Source organism: Dorea sp. 210702-DFI.3.17, assembly GCF_020560825.1.
GTDB classification, from domain to species: Bacteria; Bacillota; Clostridia; order Lachnospirales; family Lachnospiraceae; genus Dorea; species Dorea formicigenerans.
In genome coordinates this window covers 205,714-222,241 of sequence record NZ_JAJCNB010000002.1, presented here as the reverse complement: position 1 = coordinate 222,241, position 16,528 = coordinate 205,714, and the positions used below count along the sequence as shown (strand labels likewise).

The 16,528-nt window shown below is 45.6% G+C and carries 22 protein-coding genes; 12 read left to right on the top strand and 10 right to left on the bottom strand.

The annotated features are described in order from the left end of the window. Positions 1 to 21: 21 nt before the first annotated feature. The 6 genes from LI149_RS03610 to LI149_RS03585 all read left to right on the top strand — a co-directional run bounded on the left by LI149_RS03610 (position 22) and on the right by LI149_RS03585 (position 3,076). Complete coding sequence (locus LI149_RS03610; RefSeq protein ID WP_136017835.1) at positions 22 to 390, top strand: hypothetical protein; 369 nt, start codon at positions 22 to 24, stop codon at positions 388 to 390. 62 nt (positions 391 to 452) lie between these two features. Further along, a complete protein-coding gene (locus LI149_RS03605) occupies positions 453 to 728 on the top strand; it encodes a hypothetical protein (protein WP_008373818.1) in 276 nt (91 codons plus the stop codon). A gap of 160 nt (positions 729 to 888) precedes the next feature. Further along, positions 889 to 1,308 carry a DUF3268 family zinc-finger domain-containing protein gene (locus LI149_RS03600; protein ID WP_005333505.1) on the top strand — a complete coding sequence of 140 codons (420 nt, stop codon included), beginning with the start codon at positions 889 to 891 and terminating at the stop codon, positions 1,306 to 1,308. A 13-nt stretch (positions 1,309 to 1,321) separates the two neighbouring features. Further along, positions 1,322 to 1,909: a sigma-70 family RNA polymerase sigma factor gene (locus tag LI149_RS03595; RefSeq protein WP_005333504.1), complete on the top strand. Its 588-nt coding sequence runs from the start codon at positions 1,322 to 1,324 to the stop codon at positions 1,907 to 1,909. Between the two features lie 20 nt (positions 1,910 to 1,929). Continuing rightward, entirely contained in the window at positions 1,930 to 2,616 is a 687-nt protein-coding gene (locus tag LI149_RS03590) for a hypothetical protein (RefSeq protein WP_005333502.1), read from the top strand. 13 nt (positions 2,617 to 2,629) lie between these two features. Next, positions 2,630 to 3,076, top strand: coding sequence for a hypothetical protein (locus LI149_RS03585; protein WP_005333500.1), 447 nt, complete (start codon positions 2,630 to 2,632; stop codon positions 3,074 to 3,076). A gap of 188 nt (positions 3,077 to 3,264) precedes the next feature. On the opposite strand, the gene LI149_RS03580 is transcribed toward LI149_RS03585, so the two are convergent. The 10 genes from LI149_RS03580 to LI149_RS03535 all read right to left on the bottom strand — a co-directional run bounded on the left by LI149_RS03580 (position 3,265) and on the right by LI149_RS03535 (position 9,610). Then, positions 3,265 to 3,597, bottom strand: a complete 333-nt coding sequence (locus LI149_RS03580) for a DUF5301 domain-containing protein (RefSeq protein WP_005333498.1) — start codon at positions 3,595 to 3,597, stop codon at positions 3,265 to 3,267. Next, positions 3,554 to 4,390 (bottom strand): EcsC family protein, encoded by an 837-nt coding sequence (locus LI149_RS03575; protein ID WP_148462129.1) that lies wholly within the window; start codon positions 4,388 to 4,390, stop codon positions 3,554 to 3,556. The genes LI149_RS03580 and LI149_RS03575 overlap by 44 nt, the downstream gene beginning before the upstream one ends. A gap of 1 nt (position 4,391) precedes the next feature. Further along, positions 4,392 to 4,751: a YccF domain-containing protein gene (locus tag LI149_RS03570; RefSeq protein ID WP_005333494.1), complete on the bottom strand. Its 360-nt coding sequence runs from the start codon at positions 4,749 to 4,751 to the stop codon at positions 4,392 to 4,394. 3 nt (positions 4,752 to 4,754) lie between these two features. Then, on the bottom strand, positions 4,755 to 5,189 hold the full coding sequence (locus LI149_RS03565) for a hypothetical protein (protein WP_005333491.1): 435 nt from the start codon (positions 5,187 to 5,189) through the stop codon (positions 4,755 to 4,757). Between the two features lie 229 nt (positions 5,190 to 5,418). Further along, positions 5,419 to 5,751 (bottom strand): hypothetical protein, encoded by a 333-nt coding sequence (locus tag LI149_RS03560; RefSeq protein ID WP_005333489.1) that lies wholly within the window; start codon positions 5,749 to 5,751, stop codon positions 5,419 to 5,421. Positions 5,752 to 5,754: 3 nt separating this feature from the next. Continuing rightward, a complete protein-coding gene (locus tag LI149_RS03555) occupies positions 5,755 to 6,045 on the bottom strand; it encodes a hypothetical protein (RefSeq protein ID WP_022415108.1) in 291 nt (96 codons plus the stop codon). Between the two features lie 121 nt (positions 6,046 to 6,166). Next, positions 6,167 to 7,063 carry a sensor histidine kinase KdpD gene (locus LI149_RS03550; protein WP_173728594.1) on the bottom strand — a complete coding sequence of 299 codons (897 nt, stop codon included), beginning with the start codon at positions 7,061 to 7,063 and terminating at the stop codon, positions 6,167 to 6,169. Further along, positions 7,064 to 7,915: an ABC transporter permease gene (locus LI149_RS03545; RefSeq protein WP_008373910.1), complete on the bottom strand. Its 852-nt coding sequence runs from the start codon at positions 7,913 to 7,915 to the stop codon at positions 7,064 to 7,066. It lies immediately after the preceding gene. Then, on the bottom strand, positions 7,908 to 8,834 hold the full coding sequence (locus LI149_RS03540) for an ABC transporter ATP-binding protein (RefSeq protein ID WP_008373911.1): 927 nt from the start codon (positions 8,832 to 8,834) through the stop codon (positions 7,908 to 7,910). The genes LI149_RS03545 and LI149_RS03540 overlap by 8 nt, the downstream gene beginning before the upstream one ends. A gap of 77 nt (positions 8,835 to 8,911) precedes the next feature. Beyond that, on the bottom strand, positions 8,912 to 9,610 hold the full coding sequence (locus LI149_RS03535; RefSeq protein ID WP_005333481.1) for a response regulator transcription factor: 699 nt from the start codon (positions 9,608 to 9,610) through the stop codon (positions 8,912 to 8,914). A 325-nt stretch (positions 9,611 to 9,935) separates the two neighbouring features. On the opposite strand from LI149_RS03535, the gene LI149_RS03530 reads away from it, so the two are divergent. From LI149_RS03530 to LI149_RS03505, 6 genes are all read left to right on the top strand, one after another. Beyond that, positions 9,936 to 10,637, top strand: coding sequence for a single-stranded DNA-binding protein (locus LI149_RS03530; RefSeq protein ID WP_005333477.1), 702 nt, complete (start codon positions 9,936 to 9,938; stop codon positions 10,635 to 10,637). A gap of 141 nt (positions 10,638 to 10,778) precedes the next feature. Next, positions 10,779 to 11,555 carry a hypothetical protein gene (locus LI149_RS03525; protein WP_227142967.1) on the top strand — a complete coding sequence of 259 codons (777 nt, stop codon included), beginning with the start codon at positions 10,779 to 10,781 and terminating at the stop codon, positions 11,553 to 11,555. A 16-nt stretch (positions 11,556 to 11,571) separates the two neighbouring features. Beyond that, a complete protein-coding gene (locus LI149_RS03520; protein WP_005333473.1) occupies positions 11,572 to 13,383 on the top strand; it encodes an AAA family ATPase in 1,812 nt (603 codons plus the stop codon). A 9-nt stretch (positions 13,384 to 13,392) separates the two neighbouring features. Beyond that, positions 13,393 to 13,659, top strand: a complete 267-nt coding sequence (locus LI149_RS03515; RefSeq protein WP_005333471.1) for a helix-turn-helix domain-containing protein — start codon at positions 13,393 to 13,395, stop codon at positions 13,657 to 13,659. Beyond that, complete coding sequence (locus LI149_RS03510) at positions 13,656 to 15,773, top strand: nitric oxide reductase activation protein NorD (RefSeq protein WP_227142966.1); 2,118 nt, start codon at positions 13,656 to 13,658, stop codon at positions 15,771 to 15,773. The genes LI149_RS03515 and LI149_RS03510 overlap by 4 nt, the downstream gene beginning before the upstream one ends. Before the next feature lie 16 nt (positions 15,774 to 15,789). Next, a complete protein-coding gene (locus LI149_RS03505) occupies positions 15,790 to 16,476 on the top strand; it encodes a hypothetical protein (RefSeq protein ID WP_005333468.1) in 687 nt (228 codons plus the stop codon). Positions 16,477 to 16,528: the final 52 nt, after the last annotated feature.

The window sequence follows — 16,528 nt, the reverse complement described above, 5'->3', positions numbered from 1 at the left end:
TGCCTGCTTCTTTAGTAGGTGATGAATATGAAACACCCCCACTGCAAGACAGATGCCAAGCACATCCGTCATTTTCTGAACCTCTGTGAAGGGAACTGGCACTCCTGTATCTACGTCTGGTGCCGCACTTGTAACGCACAGGAAAGCTGTGAGAACTCTGGCTTTTTATTCCATCCGGATGAAACGGGAAGCCCCTGCATCCTCCCTCTTTCAGATGCAGCGCTTTTGTTTCCCCGGATACCGGAGCCAACCGAATGTACCGGAAGCATGAGCATTGCTGCTTTTACAGAGCTTTATCTGCCCTATCTGGCCGCTCAGAAGCTGCCTTTAAAGCCATGTCCCATTCCGGCACTGCTCCGGCTTCAGGAGAACCAGCAATATGACTGGTAACAAAAAGTTGCACTTTCAGGCTCTTATACGTACAGGATATGTAAAGAAAGGAGGCACTGCCTATGTTAAACGTAATTTCAATCATCCAATGTATCGATCAGGTCTTTACGAACCTGATATTTATTCCCATGATTTTTGTCCTGTATGTGAAATTCCGTCCGAAAAAGCCATGGACCAGAAGGCGCAGGAACACTTACCTGCTCTGTCTGGTACTGATCAGCTTATTCCTGCTACGGATTTTCTGTGAGAAGTTCATCTTTACACCGGTTAATTATCCACGTTTCACAGACAGCGGCTTATTCCCGCTCATCCGAGCAATTTTCTATCCCGGCATCTGAAAAATGGGGATTCGTGCCATTTAGTCCGAATCTGGGATCAGTATCCGCTTGCGTCCTATGGGAATTCATCACCTGCTTACTTACAATATAAGTATACAGTACGTACTGGTTATTCACGTACACGTTACGTATCGTGTATGTACAAGCGAGGTGAAAACAGATGAAGAAACCAAAAATCATCCGCTGCCCTTACTGCGGCGGAACAGCAATATTAAGAGATGCATCCTTTGTATATGGAACGCATTCTCATGGCGGACAGGTTTATGTCTGCTCCCACTATCCATCCTGCAATTCCTATGTCGGGGTACATCCGGGAACCAAGATACCAAAAGGAACGCTCGCCAACCGGGAGCTTCGTCAAAAGCGGATTCAGGCACATCGAATTTTCGATCAGATTTGGCAACAGGGCATCCTTTCCAAACCGGAAGCATATCGCTGGGTGGCAGATAAGTTCTGTCTGACAGATAAGCAGGCTCACATCGGACAGTTCAGCAACTATATGTGCGACCAGCTCATTCGGGAATCCGCAGATGTTTTAAAGAACAACCATATTCCCTTCCGCCTCCGGGCAGCCAGCTGAAAGGCGGTGATTGATGATGACCTTACCACTAAATAAAAAGCAAAAACAACTGGTGGAAAAATCCATGGATCTGGTTCCGATCATGATTCGTTCCATGACCCGCACCGCTGCCTATGTAACTGAGGAAGAACAACAGGAATTATGTCAGATTGGATATCTGGCTTTGTGCCGGTCGGCTGTCGGATTTGAGGAAGGAAGATCATTCCAGCCTTATGCCAAAACTATCATCCGTCATGCCATCTTTGACTACTGGCGGAAAATTGCCCGTGACCGCTCCATGCTCTGTTCTCTGGACGAAGCATCATCTGAAGATGAACATCTCCATTATCGTGATTTGTTTTCCTACGAGGATACACAAACAACTCACCCGGAAAAGGACACAAACCAGACCTTGCTTCTTGAGCATTTAACCCAGCTTGGCACCGGACAGTCCTCAACTATTCAGAAGGGAATTGTAGCCCTCTATCTGCAACAGCAGGGATATACCAGCTTTGACTTGGCAAAACACTACCAAGTACCAGCCAATCGTGTACGGGCATGGCAGAGCAAAGCACGGAAACTATTACAGCAGGATGATGCACTCTATGCACTTCTGACTTAACCTTGAAGGAGGGAACTTTTATGCTGACACTTTATACTGCTGTCGGAACCTTAAAATTTCAAAAAACGACAGGCGGAAAATCCATTCCTCTTGTAATCAACGATGGACAAGAATATGGACTATCGGATGACGAGCTGCTGCTCTGGAGCTGTCTTGCCTTCCAGATTCTGACGCTCCATGAACTCCAGGATGCCTATACCCTGCGCCAGATACAGAAAGAAGGTCCGAAAGGCTTATCCTTCCAACACTATCTGAACCGACTTTCCTTACGCGGTCTGGTTGTAAGCGGAATTGGACTGACAGGGGTGGATGCCTTATATCGCCTTCTCGGCAGTCTGACCATTATTCCCTTGAAGGATACCTTTCCCATCCGGCTCTTTGGCTGCGTTCAGCTTTATCTGGAAGGAACTATTGGTGCAAAAGAGTTTGGCAGATATTTAAAGAAGAAACCCTCTTCACCGATGGAAGATACCATTCTGAAGCTGGCTGATAAGGTATCCCTCACGACCGCTGAGCTTGTCACAAGTATGGAGCAGGAAAAAGTAATCCACAACGAATCGGATATTATGGATGAGTTATACACAGAACCGGAGACAACTTACCAAACACTTGTGGATGATGTCCAGATTCACCATACCCAGTATCCAGTGCTGCAGGCTATTGCTAATTTGTACCTGAATAAACAAATCACATTTCATACATGTTAAAGGAAGGAACCTTATGCCAAAACCATTTTTCACAAAGCTGGTTGCCATCAGTGCAATCGGCTTTTTCTGTGTACTTTTTGGGTGCATCTTCGGGATCGCCACCCATGACCGGCTCTTTATCCTCATGAGCCTCCTCATCGGAATCTGCAGCATCTTGCGTGCACTCAGTTTCTACCACCTGATCCATACACATGCTTATCTGTCACTGGACGTAAGCTGCACGAAACGGGAACAGACACTCTTCGGGAAAAACCAGCAATATTGGTTTGCCAGTGATAACGGAAAGGAATACGCCTTCTCACTGGAAAAGAATATCAAACTCCTAGAGGGACATCGGTATCGGCTGTACTTCCGGAAACCACAGCAGGGAACAGGGCAATCGATGCCATGTGCCGGAGATATTCTCGGATATGAAGAACTCACCGATCAACTGCCGGAACTTCCGGATACATCCGTTTAGATAGAAAATGAGCCGCCCGTACTGCATCACCCCTACAGTTCTGGCGGCTCATTTTATTATAAATAACCTCTCTTATTTCTATCAAACAATAGTGTTTGTATCCGCTTCAATGCCATGAGCATTTGCTCCGGGAATGTCTTAGTTAAACTTGAAAGAATTAGATTTTCATTCTCATTACACAAATATTATTAGATAACCAATTCAGAAATATCAATGCTCGTTTTATAGTTTTGTTTTACTCCGCCAGGAGAAGTAATAAAAATCGTAGCATATTCCCCATTTTCATAAAGGGTAATTTCTTTTATATCTTTTTCTTCATCTTGGTTCGTAGTATCGCAATAAAATTTTATGGTATATTTAGGGTTCATACCTATGCTTTTTTCTGTCTCTTTCCATGATTTTATATTTAAAGCAGAAATAACCTTGTCTATATTATGCTTATCATCATACTTTACCAGCAATTCCTTATTTGCGGCATCATATATCTCTATAACTTTTACACCTTTTACATAATTGTCCATTCTCTGCCTTTTTCCGCCCCGCCAGATACCTGTGCCAGTATTTCAGCTCTGCATACTCTGTGATCCGTTTCATGTAGACTGCATCATAAGCTCCGCCTACAGCACCAACCACCGGAATTCCCTGTAAGAACTTCATATACAGAAGCTCTTTTGACAAAGCGCCCGCCGTTTGTTCGATCTGCTCCTTATCCTGATACTCTTCCGGCAGTATTCCGTTTCTGATAAATTCATTTACTTTCCCGTCAATCTCACAAAGTGTATCCCCATAGGATACTGCTCCCCGGATCAATAATAAGATAAAATATTTTTCTTCCCTGCTTTCATAGCTGTATCCATACTGCAGAGCAGTCTCATAAATATTCTTTAAAATCATCCCTGTAAATACCGGAATATCCGGCAGACCGATTCCCAATACGCCCATCCCGATTCCAGACACACCGGATAGCAGTAAATTCTTTGTTCCCGTATCTCTTGCCTTTTTAGAAAAAGAGCGGAGGGATTTGGAATTCTGCTTTACATCCGCCATATACTGCCGCACCTGATAATCCTGCTCCAGTTTTGTCCGCTGATACGTCTTTTCAATAACCCCGGTTCCTTTCTCGAAAATCAGAGCAAATGCCTTCGCAAAAGCGGTATCCAATGTTTTCTGAAGTTTCGGCGGTATCTTTTCCTCCAGTTTCTGATTCAGAATGCTCTCCCTTTTCTCTGAACGCTTCTGAAGGAATCTCTGCTCCTGTACTTCCAGCTTTTCCCACTCCTTCTGAAGCGGTGTCCTTTTATCAAATAATCGCATCTTAATACACCTCCGCACCAAACGGCATCAATGCCAGTTTCGCCAGTTTAAACTGCTGTAAACCAAACGGGATTCCGATAATCGTCACACATAAAGCTGTACCCAACGCCAGATGCTCCAGTGCAAGAGGCAGACCGGATACAATCAGCCAGATGATATTCAAAAGGAACGAACCAGCTCCGCCACCATACTGCACCTCTTTTCCAAAGGGGAAAAAACTAAGCGCCGCAAATTTAAAACACTGCATCCCCACCGGAATCCCCACAACGGTAATACACCAGAGACAACCTGCCAGACACCAGCTCAGCCCACTGACTGCGCCGCCAAACACAAACCACAACACATTTCCCAGGCATCCCATATGCTACACCTCCCCATTCATCCGATTTTTCACATCAGCAAGTATCTTTTCTATCCGGTTGATGGCATCATCCACCTGTTCTCTTGCATCTGCAATCTTGCTCTGCACCATATAATCTGCCACCAGCCCGTCCAGAAAGAAATCCGCAAAGGAAAGGAAGCTGCCGATTTCCATGCGCAGATCCAAGGAAACCTGCACATCTCTTAATTCTCTCTGAAAACGCTGAATATCGCTTTTCGCCTGTTCCATCAACGCAGCTGCGTCATTCATTTTAGAATGCTTCACAAAGTCACTGATAAAGCCTCCTCCAAGCATATCAAAAATGCCCCAGTTTCTCGCACTTCCCAACTTATCCCTTGCTGCGTAAAGGCTCTGAAGCGCCCGCTCCCCTGCCTGTACTGCTTCCTGCATTTCCCGTTTCATCATTTCGTTACTCATCGTTTATCCTCTCTTTCTTTTTAGCAGACTATTGCGGCAGATTTTCTATATTTCATAATAAAAAAAGACTCCTATCATGACCTCTGCCACAATAAAAGTCTTGCTATCTCATTTGCTACGGGTATCTCTCGATACCGGTTGTCGGTTACAAAACCACCTCTTTCAAGGCGTTCAGCTACTCCCTTTTTTGCTTGAGATGAATATAACATATTGGAAATAATTTGTCAAATCATGCATTTTTCTTTTCCAACCGTTCCGCTTCTCTGGCAAATACATGCGAGATATCAAACAGTTCCGGTACATCTGATATGGTACACACATTCACACAATAATTGAGCCATGGAAATTCTTTTGTCATCTGATAAATAACTGCCATGGCTTTTGCTTCTGACATTGCTTCCACCGAATGATATCCCGATCCCTGAATATGCTCAAATCCGTTTGCTTCAAAAAAGTCCCTTACATCCGCATATGCATTATGCCAGTCACCTTTCGGATAATATTCCTTTAGTGCTTGTGTATTCAGGTCAAAATTGATGCCTTTCCTCTGTAAGCTGTCCATCTGTTAGTTCCTTATAAAGTCTGTAATCAGGTTCTCCTTTTCTGTTCCGTTATACCAGAAACACTCTAACAAATTCTCTGCAATTCCTACGGAGTTTTTCAACTGAAAGATTGCTGCCCAGAATCTTCCATAGTCCTGCTTGCGTCCCCGGTCAAGATAAATCCTGCTTCCAAGGGCTTTGACTGCACAGCTTAAATCCTCCTGCTCAAAAATCTGATCTGCCTGTTCACACATCTGATTTACCGTTTCCGGAGCGAGCTTGCTTGTATCAAATTTAAGTTCTACTTTATACATTATACTCATCCTTTCATACAACAAATGACTGAGTGACTCTTCTCTTTCTACTGTAATTCTACCATGAAACCTATATAAAGTCATTCCCCATTTTCACTTGCTTTAATATAAATTTTTCCTTTTATTTTGGAAACACAATCTCCACACAGAACTCATTCCCTTCTATCCGGGCGCTGATTTTCCCATCCATACGAAGTACCAGCTCTTTCGCAATTGATAAGCCGAGACCGCTGGAAGTCTTACTGCGTGCTTCATCCGCTTTATAAAACCGTTCAAACACCTGATCTACATTTATTTTTTCCACATGACATACTTGATTTTTTATCTGTATCCGGATGTTGTTTTCAACTTCTTCCAGTGAAATACTGATTTTCTTCTCCCCGTGATCCAGTCCGTTTTTTATGATATTCTGAAAAATTCTCTGGATTCCCTGTTCATTTCCGTTCATAAACAGCAGTTTATCTGTAATCTGTATCTCCGGTTCAATTCCTCTGCCCGTCCATTCATCGTAGTAGGAAAATATGGTATCTTTCAAAATCTTGTTGATACAGCAGGATGACATTTCCAGATGAAAAGAATCGTTTTTAAGTTTTGTAAAAGTAAATAATTCTTCCAGCATTTCTTTCAGGCTGCCGATTCTCTCCTGTATGATCTTCATATACCGTATCTGCTCTTCCTGGTCTTCACAGGTTTCCATTAACTGAAAATATCCGTCAAGGGATGTCAAAGGAGTACGGATATCATGTGAGAGATTTGTATATGTATCCGAAATCATCTCCTCTTTCTTCAAGTATTCCTTCTTTTCCCTTCGCTTCAGTTCCAGCCATTCGTTTAAAACATCTGCCAACTCACCAATGCCTCCAAAATCCATTTCTCTGGTAATCAGCATGTTGCTGTCGTGCTTCATCAGAAACGACAACTGGCGGCAGATGTCTTTCACCTGCCGCTGGTATTTCCAAAATAACATTCCTTGTACCAGTATCACTGCTATCAATAGCACGAACCCTAGTTTTATCATTTAGATATCTCTCTTTCTGAATACCCATGCTGTCAGTAATGTAACCACGATTCCGAACGCCGCCGCAATCACAACTGCCGTCAGGCATTCCTTATTGGTCGGTGACATGGATAAAAGTGCAATCTTTCCTGTCACTGTATATTTCAAAATCTGGAAATTCTCCACACCTGCCTTCTGGATCAAATGATTGATCACTCCGTATAAGACAATCATGGTATTCATGCACAGGCAGATAACAATCGTCATGCTGAACACGTTGCTGTTCAAAACCACCGCAATCGCCATACTGATTAGTACCAGTGCATAATGAAGCAAAATCTGAATACCAAAGTATCTCAGCAACTCGCTTCCATTCCCCCACTCCAGATATCCGAAGTACATCTGCTGTGCAATAATCTGAATGATGAAATAAAGCAGCATGGTAACAGTCGTATACACAAACAACACGGAAGCTTTGGAAAAGATCAGGTTTCTCCGGCTCCTTACCTGCCCGCCGATATTTTTAATATAACCGCTTCCTATATCTGCACTGGAAAACAGCACTGTAAAAATCACCAGAAACAACGCCACAAACTTCGCCTGCAGGTTTGCATATACCTGATCAAAGACCGTTACTTTTTCTCCCGGCTGTGTCGGCAGGAATACGGACATTCCCATATTGATGGTTTCTGGTTTCACTGTTTCTGCAATGCTTTCTGTCTGCTGTTGTTCCGCTTCCTTGTTCATCGTATCAATATCCAGTTTCGACATGGATGTGGAGAAGAATATAGCTGCCGCCATCACAATCCATACCACATACATACTTTTTGTCCGGACCATCCGGTACAGATCCATTTTTATCATATTAAGCATTTTGATTCCCTCCTGTCAGATTCAAGAAATAGGTTTCCAGTTCTTCACTGGTAATGGAAATTCCATTGACCAAAATTCCTGCTTTTGCCAGTTCCATATTGACATTGGCGCTTTCATTCAATCGTTCAAATATATGGATATGGCTCTTATCTGTAACCTGATAGTTGGTAAATCCCATTCTGTCCAGAATCGGGACTGCCTGCTCCGGATGGATTAACTCTATTTCAATCCGTTCACTGCAGCGTTTCATCAGTTCTTCGCTTGTCAGCTCCTGCAGAAGACTTCCATTATGGATAATTCCATAATCCGTTGCAATCTTAGATAATTCCTCTAAAATATGACTGGATATCAAAATCGTCATATTCCGTTCATCTCGCAGTCTCTGTATGGTATCACGCACCTCTGCAATTCCCTGGGGATCAAGCCCATTGATCGGTTCATCAAGGACCAGGAGATCCGGCTCCCCGACCAGTGCCAGCCCGATTCCGAGACGCTGCTTCATTCCAAGGGAAAAATGTTTCGTTTTTTTCTTTCCGACACCTTCCAGTCCGACCGTCTCTAAGATATCTTCGATGTATCCCTTTTTCCGAATACCAAACAATTCACATTTTATTTTCAGGTTTGTATATGCATTCATGTTGCCATACAGCCCCGGTGCTTCAATCAGACACCCCACACGAGAACGAATCCTCTCCAGTTCTTTTCCTTTACACCCGAACATCTCAATCTCTCCGGCTGTCGGTCTTGCAAGTCCACTGATCATCTTCAGGCAAGTCGTCTTTCCCGCACCGTTCCGTCCGATAAATCCATAGATAGCACCCTTTTTTATGTGAAGGTTTACTTTATCCACTGCCTTATGATGACCATACTGCTTCGTCAATCCATTTGTACTTAATAACAATTCACTCAATGCTTTCATCTCCTTTTCTTATCTGCTGTTATCATATCGGATAAATCCTAATCAAACGCAAATAAATAGTAAAAAAAGAGTAAAGATTAAGAATGCAGACGGTAGCCGATTCCCCATACGGTATCAATATATTCCTCCTGCGTTACTGCTTTTATCTTTTTCCGGATATTGCTGATATGTACATCCAGTGTCTTTGTCTCTCCCATATAGTGTTCATCCCACGCATATTCAAAAATCTCTTCTTTGCTGAAGACCTGTTTCGGATGCTCCAGTAAAAGCTCCAGAATTGCAAATTCCTGCTTTGTAATTTTGGGAAGCAGCACTCCGGCAATCCGGACTTCAAAGCGCTCACGGTCCAGTTCCAGGTTTTTATATGACACGCTTTTATGTTCCGGCTCCTGCTGCATATGGCGGAGCTGAACCTGAATCCGGGCAAGCACCTCCTGTATCTCAAACGGTTTTGTAATGTAATCATCTGCCCCACTGGTAAGAAGCCCGATTTTTTCATCCAATCCGTCTTTGGCTGTCAGGACAATAACCGGCGTATTGCCCTGTTTCCGAATCTGGGCAAGCACCTCTTCTCCTGAAATTCCCGGAAGCATCAGATCCAATAGAATCAAAGAAAAGCCCGCCTTATCCATCTGGAACAGCATCCTCGCTTCCGTCCCGGAAAAAGCCTGTACCGTCTCATACCCTGCTTTCTGTAATGCCGTATATAAAAGATTATTGATATCCGTATCGTCTTCTACAATCAGAATTCTGTTTTTCTGCTCCATTTTTCTCATCCTTCCATTTTCCGATTTAAACAATATTATATTGCACTTTTATAACTATGTCCAAAATTCTTTTGATATTATCCTTCCGCCTCGTCTACATATGCTATATATAGTTCTAATTCTTTTGACATATGCTATATCTTGTGTTAATATAATCTTGTATTTAAGTTTTTGTGCTGTCCCGTCATGGGAGTCTGGACCATTCATCCAGAAGCATATGCAGTTTAAGTTTGGAAAATCGTGTCATTATACTGCCGTTTTATACGGTGCTATAATGGCACTTTTTTTATTTTAATCTATTTTAACGCCCAAAGAGGCAGAAAGGAGAATTTTTATGTCAGCAATTTTAACAATTTTAGGGAGGGCCACAAGAGATCCTGAGATGCAGCAAGGAAAAAATTCCGGTACGGAATATGTTTCTCTGGACATTGCAGTTTCACAGCGAGGCCAGGATGGAAAGGAAGAAACCATTTACTATCAGTGCTATTTTAACAAGTTCCTTGCAGAACGCTTAGCAAAAGCAGGCGTAAAGAAAGGAACCGGGCTGATGATCTATGGTGATCTGGAGCTTCATCCGTTCATTTATCAGAAAGGAAAGAATGCGGGGCAGGCAAATGCCGGTCCGAGGATCAATGTCAAGGACTGGCACTTTGTACCATCCAACCGTTCTGACAGCAATACCGGACATCCGGGTGCAAACCAGAACAGCCAGCCGAATGGTGGTGCGGCAACGCCCGGTGCAGCCGGCAATGGCAGCTACCCAATGCAGGGAAATCCCAATGGCAGCTACCAGAATCAGGCAATGCCTGGCGGCTATCCACAGCAGGGAATGGCTCCTGCTAACGGTGCCTACACGCCTCCTGCAAATGGCGGACAGTATCAGGCTCCGCCAAACGGAACCGGTCAGCCACAGAGCAGCTACCCGCCGCAGGGCAGTTATACCGGAATGCCAAATTACGGAGGTATGCCGGGCAGTCAGCCAACTGACGGCTTTCAAAATGTGCCGGAACAGATGGCATCCCAGTTGCCCTATTAACTCTCAAGGAACCCTATGTTGAGGAATTGCATTTATCATCTTTGTGATGATGCAGTTCCTCTTTTTCATGTCCGGAAGCGGCGATTTCCCATCCAGCTTCCGGGCTTGTCTAAGAATCATGAATCAGAAAGGAATCAGCTCATGAAAAAATCAAATCGAAAAAAATTCTTACAGTTTGTCGTGCTTGTACTGTTTCTTGCAGCACTTTTCGTACCACAGGATGCCAACCGGCTTCTGATTGCAGGCATTGCCCTGATCGGTATCGGAGTCACGCTGTTCAGTTATCTTCTCCCGCTTTTCACGGAACGCCTGAAAAACAGGGAGCATAAGCTACGAAAACGCCCAGAAAGAACTCGTCATCTGGAAGGAACACCTAATCTGGAAACCATTCTCTGGAGACAGATCAAATTCCAGATTACCGGAAAGCTCAAGGAAGCCTTCCCGGATGCCACATGGGATTTTGTGAAAGAACCACCGCTCTCCCAGATACTGGATGGGGAACCATTACGGATTCGCACACGGAATACCGGAAGTTATAATTTTGCGGAAATTCTCATGGATGCCCGTGGCAGTCTGACGCTTCAGATGATGACCATTGAATCCTTACATAAAAAGGAACCGTCAGAAGGAAATCCGGATTCCAGACCAGCCGTTAATCCCAAATCATGGTATTCCCTGATTGGGAAACCGCTACTGATGGAATTGGTCGGTGACTTACAGGCAAGGGGCTATGAAAAGCTGTTTATCAACGAGCAGGGAGATGTCTATATTCTGAACGGCACTGAACCGGAAGTCCGGGGAAAGCTGGAACATTTCCCGCCCAAAGATTACTGGGGCGAATTGACGGAGATTTTTACTGAAGATGAATTGACCACAGAAGAGACCGAGCAGGCACTGGAACTGTCCTGGATCTCATAAGAAGGAGGAACGAATCATGGCAAATAACATCGTAGCAACCTGGGGGTTCAAACGCAAACTCCCGGAACCATTTGAGGATTATACGGACCATGCAATCTTTGATGACATTGCATCCAAATACTGTACTCAGCCACGGAAAAAATCCACGCTTCATGCAGCTACCCTGCGGGCAGTCCTTGCTTATCTGGAGCTGGAAAACCCGGTTGGCAGTACCCCGCCGGAAAAGCTTGGGGCGGTCGGTACCCAATCCAACAATTTTGTTGTGGCGGAATATCCGAGCAAAACCGGTGATCTTCAGGTGGTTGTCTACAATCAGCTAAACGGAAAGTTTTACGGAGGCTGCTATACTCCTCCGCCGGATGTGGAAAGCACACCGGAAAAATACGAATTTAAAGACTCCAAACAGTCCGGTGCGGCTCTGCTGTTCGCACTGATGCCGGTTTTTCTGGCAGATGAAGAGTGTAATGAAAAGTATCAGGAATTAAAAGCGCACCGGGACAACGGTTATCCCGATCTGGACGCCGCTGCGGAAACAGCAGCCGTTCTCTGCGACAACATTTACCGGAGAACCCGCTATGCATCAGGTCTCCCGACCGGTGGTGTTAAGATTGACCTTCCGGCAAACGGCGTATTGTCGCTGATCAAACCGTTAAATATCCAGAAGGGGGTCTATGCACCAACCGAAGTGCTCCATGGAGACTTTCAGGTGTTACGTCCAGGAAGTGGATTTAAGAAAGCACAGGCAGCCATTTCCAGAGATGATTTTGTTGGGAAATTTATCCTGACCGCATCCCGAAGGCTGTCTCCGGAAGAGGAGGTATCTGTTCCGACATTGGCAGAGTGGTACATCATCCCTCCGGAAATCAAACGGATCTGCGAACACGCAAAACTGACAACGGATACCACACAGCCGATGCGGAATTTTCTTTTACGGGGACCGGCAGGTACCGGAAAGACCGAAGGAGCCAAAGCCATTGCTTCCGCACTTCACCTTCCTTACCGCTGCATTACCTGTTCCGCAAATACAGAGGTATTCGACCTTTTAGGTCAGATTCTTCCGGATGTGGACGGAAAACGCACCCGGCTTCAGCGGCAGTACCCGTCTTTTCAGGAAATCCAGTTAGATCCCTCCGGTGCCTATCAGAAGCTGACCGGAAACTATGATGAAGAAATTTCTGCCGAGGACACCTACCAGAAGCTGATCGATACGATTTTTGATGAAATGCACAGCTATTATAAGGAACACACCTCCGGACAGAACTTCCAGTATGTGGATACGCCTCTAGTCGAAGCCATCCGCTATGGGTATATTCTTGAGATACAGGAGCCTACGGTCATTGCTAATCCCGGTGTACTGGTTGGACTTAACTCCCTTTTAGACCGCTGTAACAGCGTATATCTTCCAAACGGAGAAACCATCCACCGTCATCCGGATACGACCATCGTAATCACCACAAACAATGACTATGCAGGCTGTAAACAGATGAACCAGTCTGTCATTTCCCGAATGAACCTTGTGATTGATCTGGATGAACCGGATGAGGATACACAGGTAGAACGTGCCATGGCTGTTACCGGATGCAAGGATGCAAAAACGGTACGTCTGATGACACGCATTGTCAAATCCATGGCTGTCTACTGCCGGGAAAATCTCATTACAGATGGCTGCTGTGGCATGAGGGAGCTGATTTCCTGGGTGCAGTCCTACATGGTCTGCGGGGATATCCGGGAAGCGGCCCGTTACACGGTGCTTGCCTCTGCCTCTGCCGATGCTGAGAACCGTACGGAAGTGGAAGAAAGCTGTCTGGATACTGTGCTTGCTGCGTAGGACACGCCTATGAGAAAAGCAGCACTCACAGAAGCCCAGATCCGAAAGCATCTGGCAGATAATCTGTCTTATCTCCGGCAAGCCAAAACACCGAAGTTATCACAAAAGGCAGTTGCCAGAATCTTAAATCTTCCCCCGAAAACCATTATGAATTATGAAAATGCAAACTCCTCCCCGATGGCTTATGCCGTCCTTCGCCTTGCTGTGTATTACGGCTGCACGATGGAGGAACTGCTGACAAAAAATCTAAGAAAAGAAAGGAAGAATATCACGTGAATCACAGCCAAAGAAATTTAAAGAAACTAATCCGGGCAAAAGAGGATTCCATTGCGGATGAGGAGTTATTTCTCTCCGCTGCCTATCAGAAGTACCAGACCTCCCTTGCCAGAGCCGTTACCGGACGTTACCGGTATGGACTGCAGGTACTGCTGGACTGGGACATTTCCGAACAGGCAGGCGTTGCATATACCGACAATTATAAGGTACATCTCAACGCAGCGAACCCGATCACCCAGTCTTTCCCCACCCGTTTCTTACGTTCCCAGAGCCTGACAGGGCTCACCGGGCATGAAGTGGGGCACTTACTCTATTCTGATTTCACAGCCCACGCTGTTCATCTGAGGAGTCTGGAAAACGGTTCCTTCTATCCGAAGGAGCCGGAGCTATCCCTTCCAGCTTATCAGACAGCACTGGAGGAGATCAAAGAAGTGTTAGAAGAAAAGGACAAAGCCGGATGCCTGACACTGGCACGATGCGCCGCAACTTTTCAAAACATTCTGGAAGACATCCATATTGAAGACCGTATGTGTGAGGAATTCCACGGCACCTTCCGACAGGGGATTGAACTCAATAACCTGCGTATGTCCGAACAGATTCCTTCCATACAGGAACAAATTGACAAAGAATACCAGCCATTTTCCATCATTGCCAACCTGATCCTTTCCTATTGCCGGACCGGAAACATCAACAATCCCACCGGCTATCAGGGGGATTATCTGGATACCATTTCCGATTGTACCGATCTTCTGGATACGGCAATGGAATCGGAAAAAGGCACTGACCGGATGCTGGTTTCCAATGCGCTCTTAGCCCTGACCTGGAACTATATCCAGCCGCTCATCGAAAAAACACGGGAGGAATTGGAAATGCATGGCGAGGATTCCGCTGCCGATGCTCTGGAAGATCTTCTAGGGGATGAAGTCAGCAGCGGCGCTCCTCTTCCGACCGGAAAAAGCGGTGCCATTCCAAAGAATATCAAACCAGCTTCCCCAAAAGGAAGCGGGAATGATGAGGGCAATGCTCCTTCCGGTCCACGTACCAAAGAGGATGCTATAGAGGAAGCCAAACAGGTGCTTTCGGAAGAAGGCGGGCGCATCGCTCTTACAAAGACCAATACCATTCTGGATGAAAACAACCCCGGCGTCACTTATGTCAGTCAGTATCAGGGCAGCGGCTATGAGCATGCTGCAGAGGATCTGTTCCGGATCTTGAACGATGTGGCTGCAGAAAAGGTGCAGGAAGACTGTCAGACGGAACTGACCGAGGAACTGCAGAAAACAGCCAATGATATTCATTACGGCAATGCCCATGCAGGCATCCATGTTACCATCCATCGCCTGACCAGTGTTTCCGATTACCTGAAGAATGAATACCAGACAGTTGCTCCCCCGCTCCTGCGGGCTTCCAAAAAGCTGCAAAGCACCATCCTGCCGCTTTTGAAAGAAGAACAGCAAGGCGGAAAGCAGAAGAATCTCCTGTTTGGAAAACGTCTGGACTCCCATGCTCTCTATAAGACAGACGGAACCATCTTTACCAGAACCAGACTTCCAGGAGAGGAAAAACGTCTGGCTGTTGCCCTCCTGATTGACGAGAGTGGTTCGATGGGTTGGGGTGACCGGATGACACATGCAAGAAAGACTGCCATTGTCCTTTATGATTTCTGTAAAAGCCTCGGTATCCCTATCACCATTTACGGGCATTCCACGGATGCAGGCGGCGTTGCTCTTTACTCCTATGCAGAATTTGATTCTGTGGACAATGAGGACTGTTACCGGCTGATGGATATGTGCGACCGCAACGGGAACCGGGACGGCGCAGCTCTCCGCTTCGTAGCAGAGCATTTGTGCACACGCCCGGAGCTTCAGAAGCTGCTGATCCTGATTTCTGACGGTCAGCCAGCCGATTACGGCTACATCGGAACGGAAGCAGAGGCAGATCTGCGGGGCATCAAGAAAGAATACGAAAAACGGGATGTCATCCTGTTTGCGGCTGCCATTGGTGACGATAAGGAAAATATCCGCAGGATTTACAAGGACGGATTCCTGGATATCACGAAACTGGAAGAGCTTCCAAAGAATATGGCACAGCTTGTCAAACAGCATCTCAAATAAAGGAAGGTGAATACTCATGAATGAAACTTATCAAAACCGGATTACCGACCAGATCTGCAAGATCCAGAATGACCGGGCACTCATTGCCTTTTATGACCGGCTCCGCTACGCACCACTCGGCAACTATGCACAGCTACATGCCAAAGGGGAATATCAGGAAAACGGGCATAAAGTACATTCTTTAATCTGCATCACCATTCAGGATTATTCCAACGGTACCGGAGACCGGAATATCATCACCCGTTTCAACCTGGCACCGGAACAGATCCAGTTCCTCTTAACCCGGATCACTTCCGGTTTTCAGGAATTTGAATGGAGCCAGAGCAAGATCTACGGCAATCCCGATCAGAACGGTTATTCCACAGCCCAGATGTTTTATATCTCCAGACATCCCTATGATTCCAAAGGGCAGCCTATGAAAAGCCCATGGAAAATCCAGATTGTAAATGGGAAAGGCATCAAAGCACAGAATAAGAACGGTGGTTCCTACATGCAGCCACGCAGCTTCCAGTCCGAAAAGACGACAGCCATCCAGCTTACCGACATGGATCTGTTCACGCTTCTGAAGCGGACGGATTCCTATATTTCCAACTGGGAAACGGTGATTGCTGCATCACTGATCAATAACGGAAAACGGATGCTGGCAGACCAGCAGAACAGTCAAATGCAACAGACAGCACAGGCTCCGCCTTACGCTGCCTAAATTTTCAGAAGAGAAGCGGTACTTTACTGCTTCTCCTCTTTTTAAGAAAGGA

Coding starts and splice junctions, on each gene's coding strand:
- LI149_RS03610 (WP_136017835.1), top strand. CDS start 22: ATGAATATGAAACACCCCCACTGCAAGACAGATGCCAAGCACATCCGT.
- LI149_RS03605 (WP_008373818.1), top strand. CDS start 453: ATGTTAAACGTAATTTCAATCATCCAATGTATCGATCAGGTCTTTACG.
- LI149_RS03600 (WP_005333505.1), top strand. CDS start 889: ATGAAGAAACCAAAAATCATCCGCTGCCCTTACTGCGGCGGAACAGCA.
- LI149_RS03595 (WP_005333504.1), top strand. CDS start 1,322: ATGATGACCTTACCACTAAATAAAAAGCAAAAACAACTGGTGGAAAAA.
- LI149_RS03590 (WP_005333502.1), top strand. CDS start 1,930: ATGCTGACACTTTATACTGCTGTCGGAACCTTAAAATTTCAAAAAACG.
- LI149_RS03585 (WP_005333500.1), top strand. CDS start 2,630: ATGCCAAAACCATTTTTCACAAAGCTGGTTGCCATCAGTGCAATCGGC.
- LI149_RS03580 (WP_005333498.1), bottom strand. CDS start 3,597: ATGGACAATTATGTAAAAGGTGTAAAAGTTATAGAGATATATGATGCC.
- LI149_RS03575 (WP_148462129.1), bottom strand. CDS start 4,390: ATGCGATTATTTGATAAAAGGACACCGCTTCAGAAGGAGTGGGAAAAG.
- LI149_RS03570 (WP_005333494.1), bottom strand. CDS start 4,751: ATGGGATGCCTGGGAAATGTGTTGTGGTTTGTGTTTGGCGGCGCAGTC.
- LI149_RS03565 (WP_005333491.1), bottom strand. CDS start 5,189: ATGAGTAACGAAATGATGAAACGGGAAATGCAGGAAGCAGTACAGGCA.
- LI149_RS03560 (WP_005333489.1), bottom strand. CDS start 5,751: ATGGACAGCTTACAGAGGAAAGGCATCAATTTTGACCTGAATACACAA.
- LI149_RS03555 (WP_022415108.1), bottom strand. CDS start 6,045: ATGTATAAAGTAGAACTTAAATTTGATACAAGCAAGCTCGCTCCGGAA.
- LI149_RS03550 (WP_173728594.1), bottom strand. CDS start 7,063: ATGATAAAACTAGGGTTCGTGCTATTGATAGCAGTGATACTGGTACAA.
- LI149_RS03545 (WP_008373910.1), bottom strand. CDS start 7,915: ATGCTTAATATGATAAAAATGGATCTGTACCGGATGGTCCGGACAAAA.
- LI149_RS03540 (WP_008373911.1), bottom strand. CDS start 8,834: ATGAAAGCATTGAGTGAATTGTTATTAAGTACAAATGGATTGACGAAG.
- LI149_RS03535 (WP_005333481.1), bottom strand. CDS start 9,610: ATGAGAAAAATGGAGCAGAAAAACAGAATTCTGATTGTAGAAGACGAT.
- LI149_RS03530 (WP_005333477.1), top strand. CDS start 9,936: ATGTCAGCAATTTTAACAATTTTAGGGAGGGCCACAAGAGATCCTGAG.
- LI149_RS03525 (WP_227142967.1), top strand. CDS start 10,779: ATGAAAAAATCAAATCGAAAAAAATTCTTACAGTTTGTCGTGCTTGTA.
- LI149_RS03520 (WP_005333473.1), top strand. CDS start 11,572: ATGGCAAATAACATCGTAGCAACCTGGGGGTTCAAACGCAAACTCCCG.
- LI149_RS03515 (WP_005333471.1), top strand. CDS start 13,393: ATGAGAAAAGCAGCACTCACAGAAGCCCAGATCCGAAAGCATCTGGCA.
- LI149_RS03505 (WP_005333468.1), top strand. CDS start 15,790: ATGAATGAAACTTATCAAAACCGGATTACCGACCAGATCTGCAAGATC.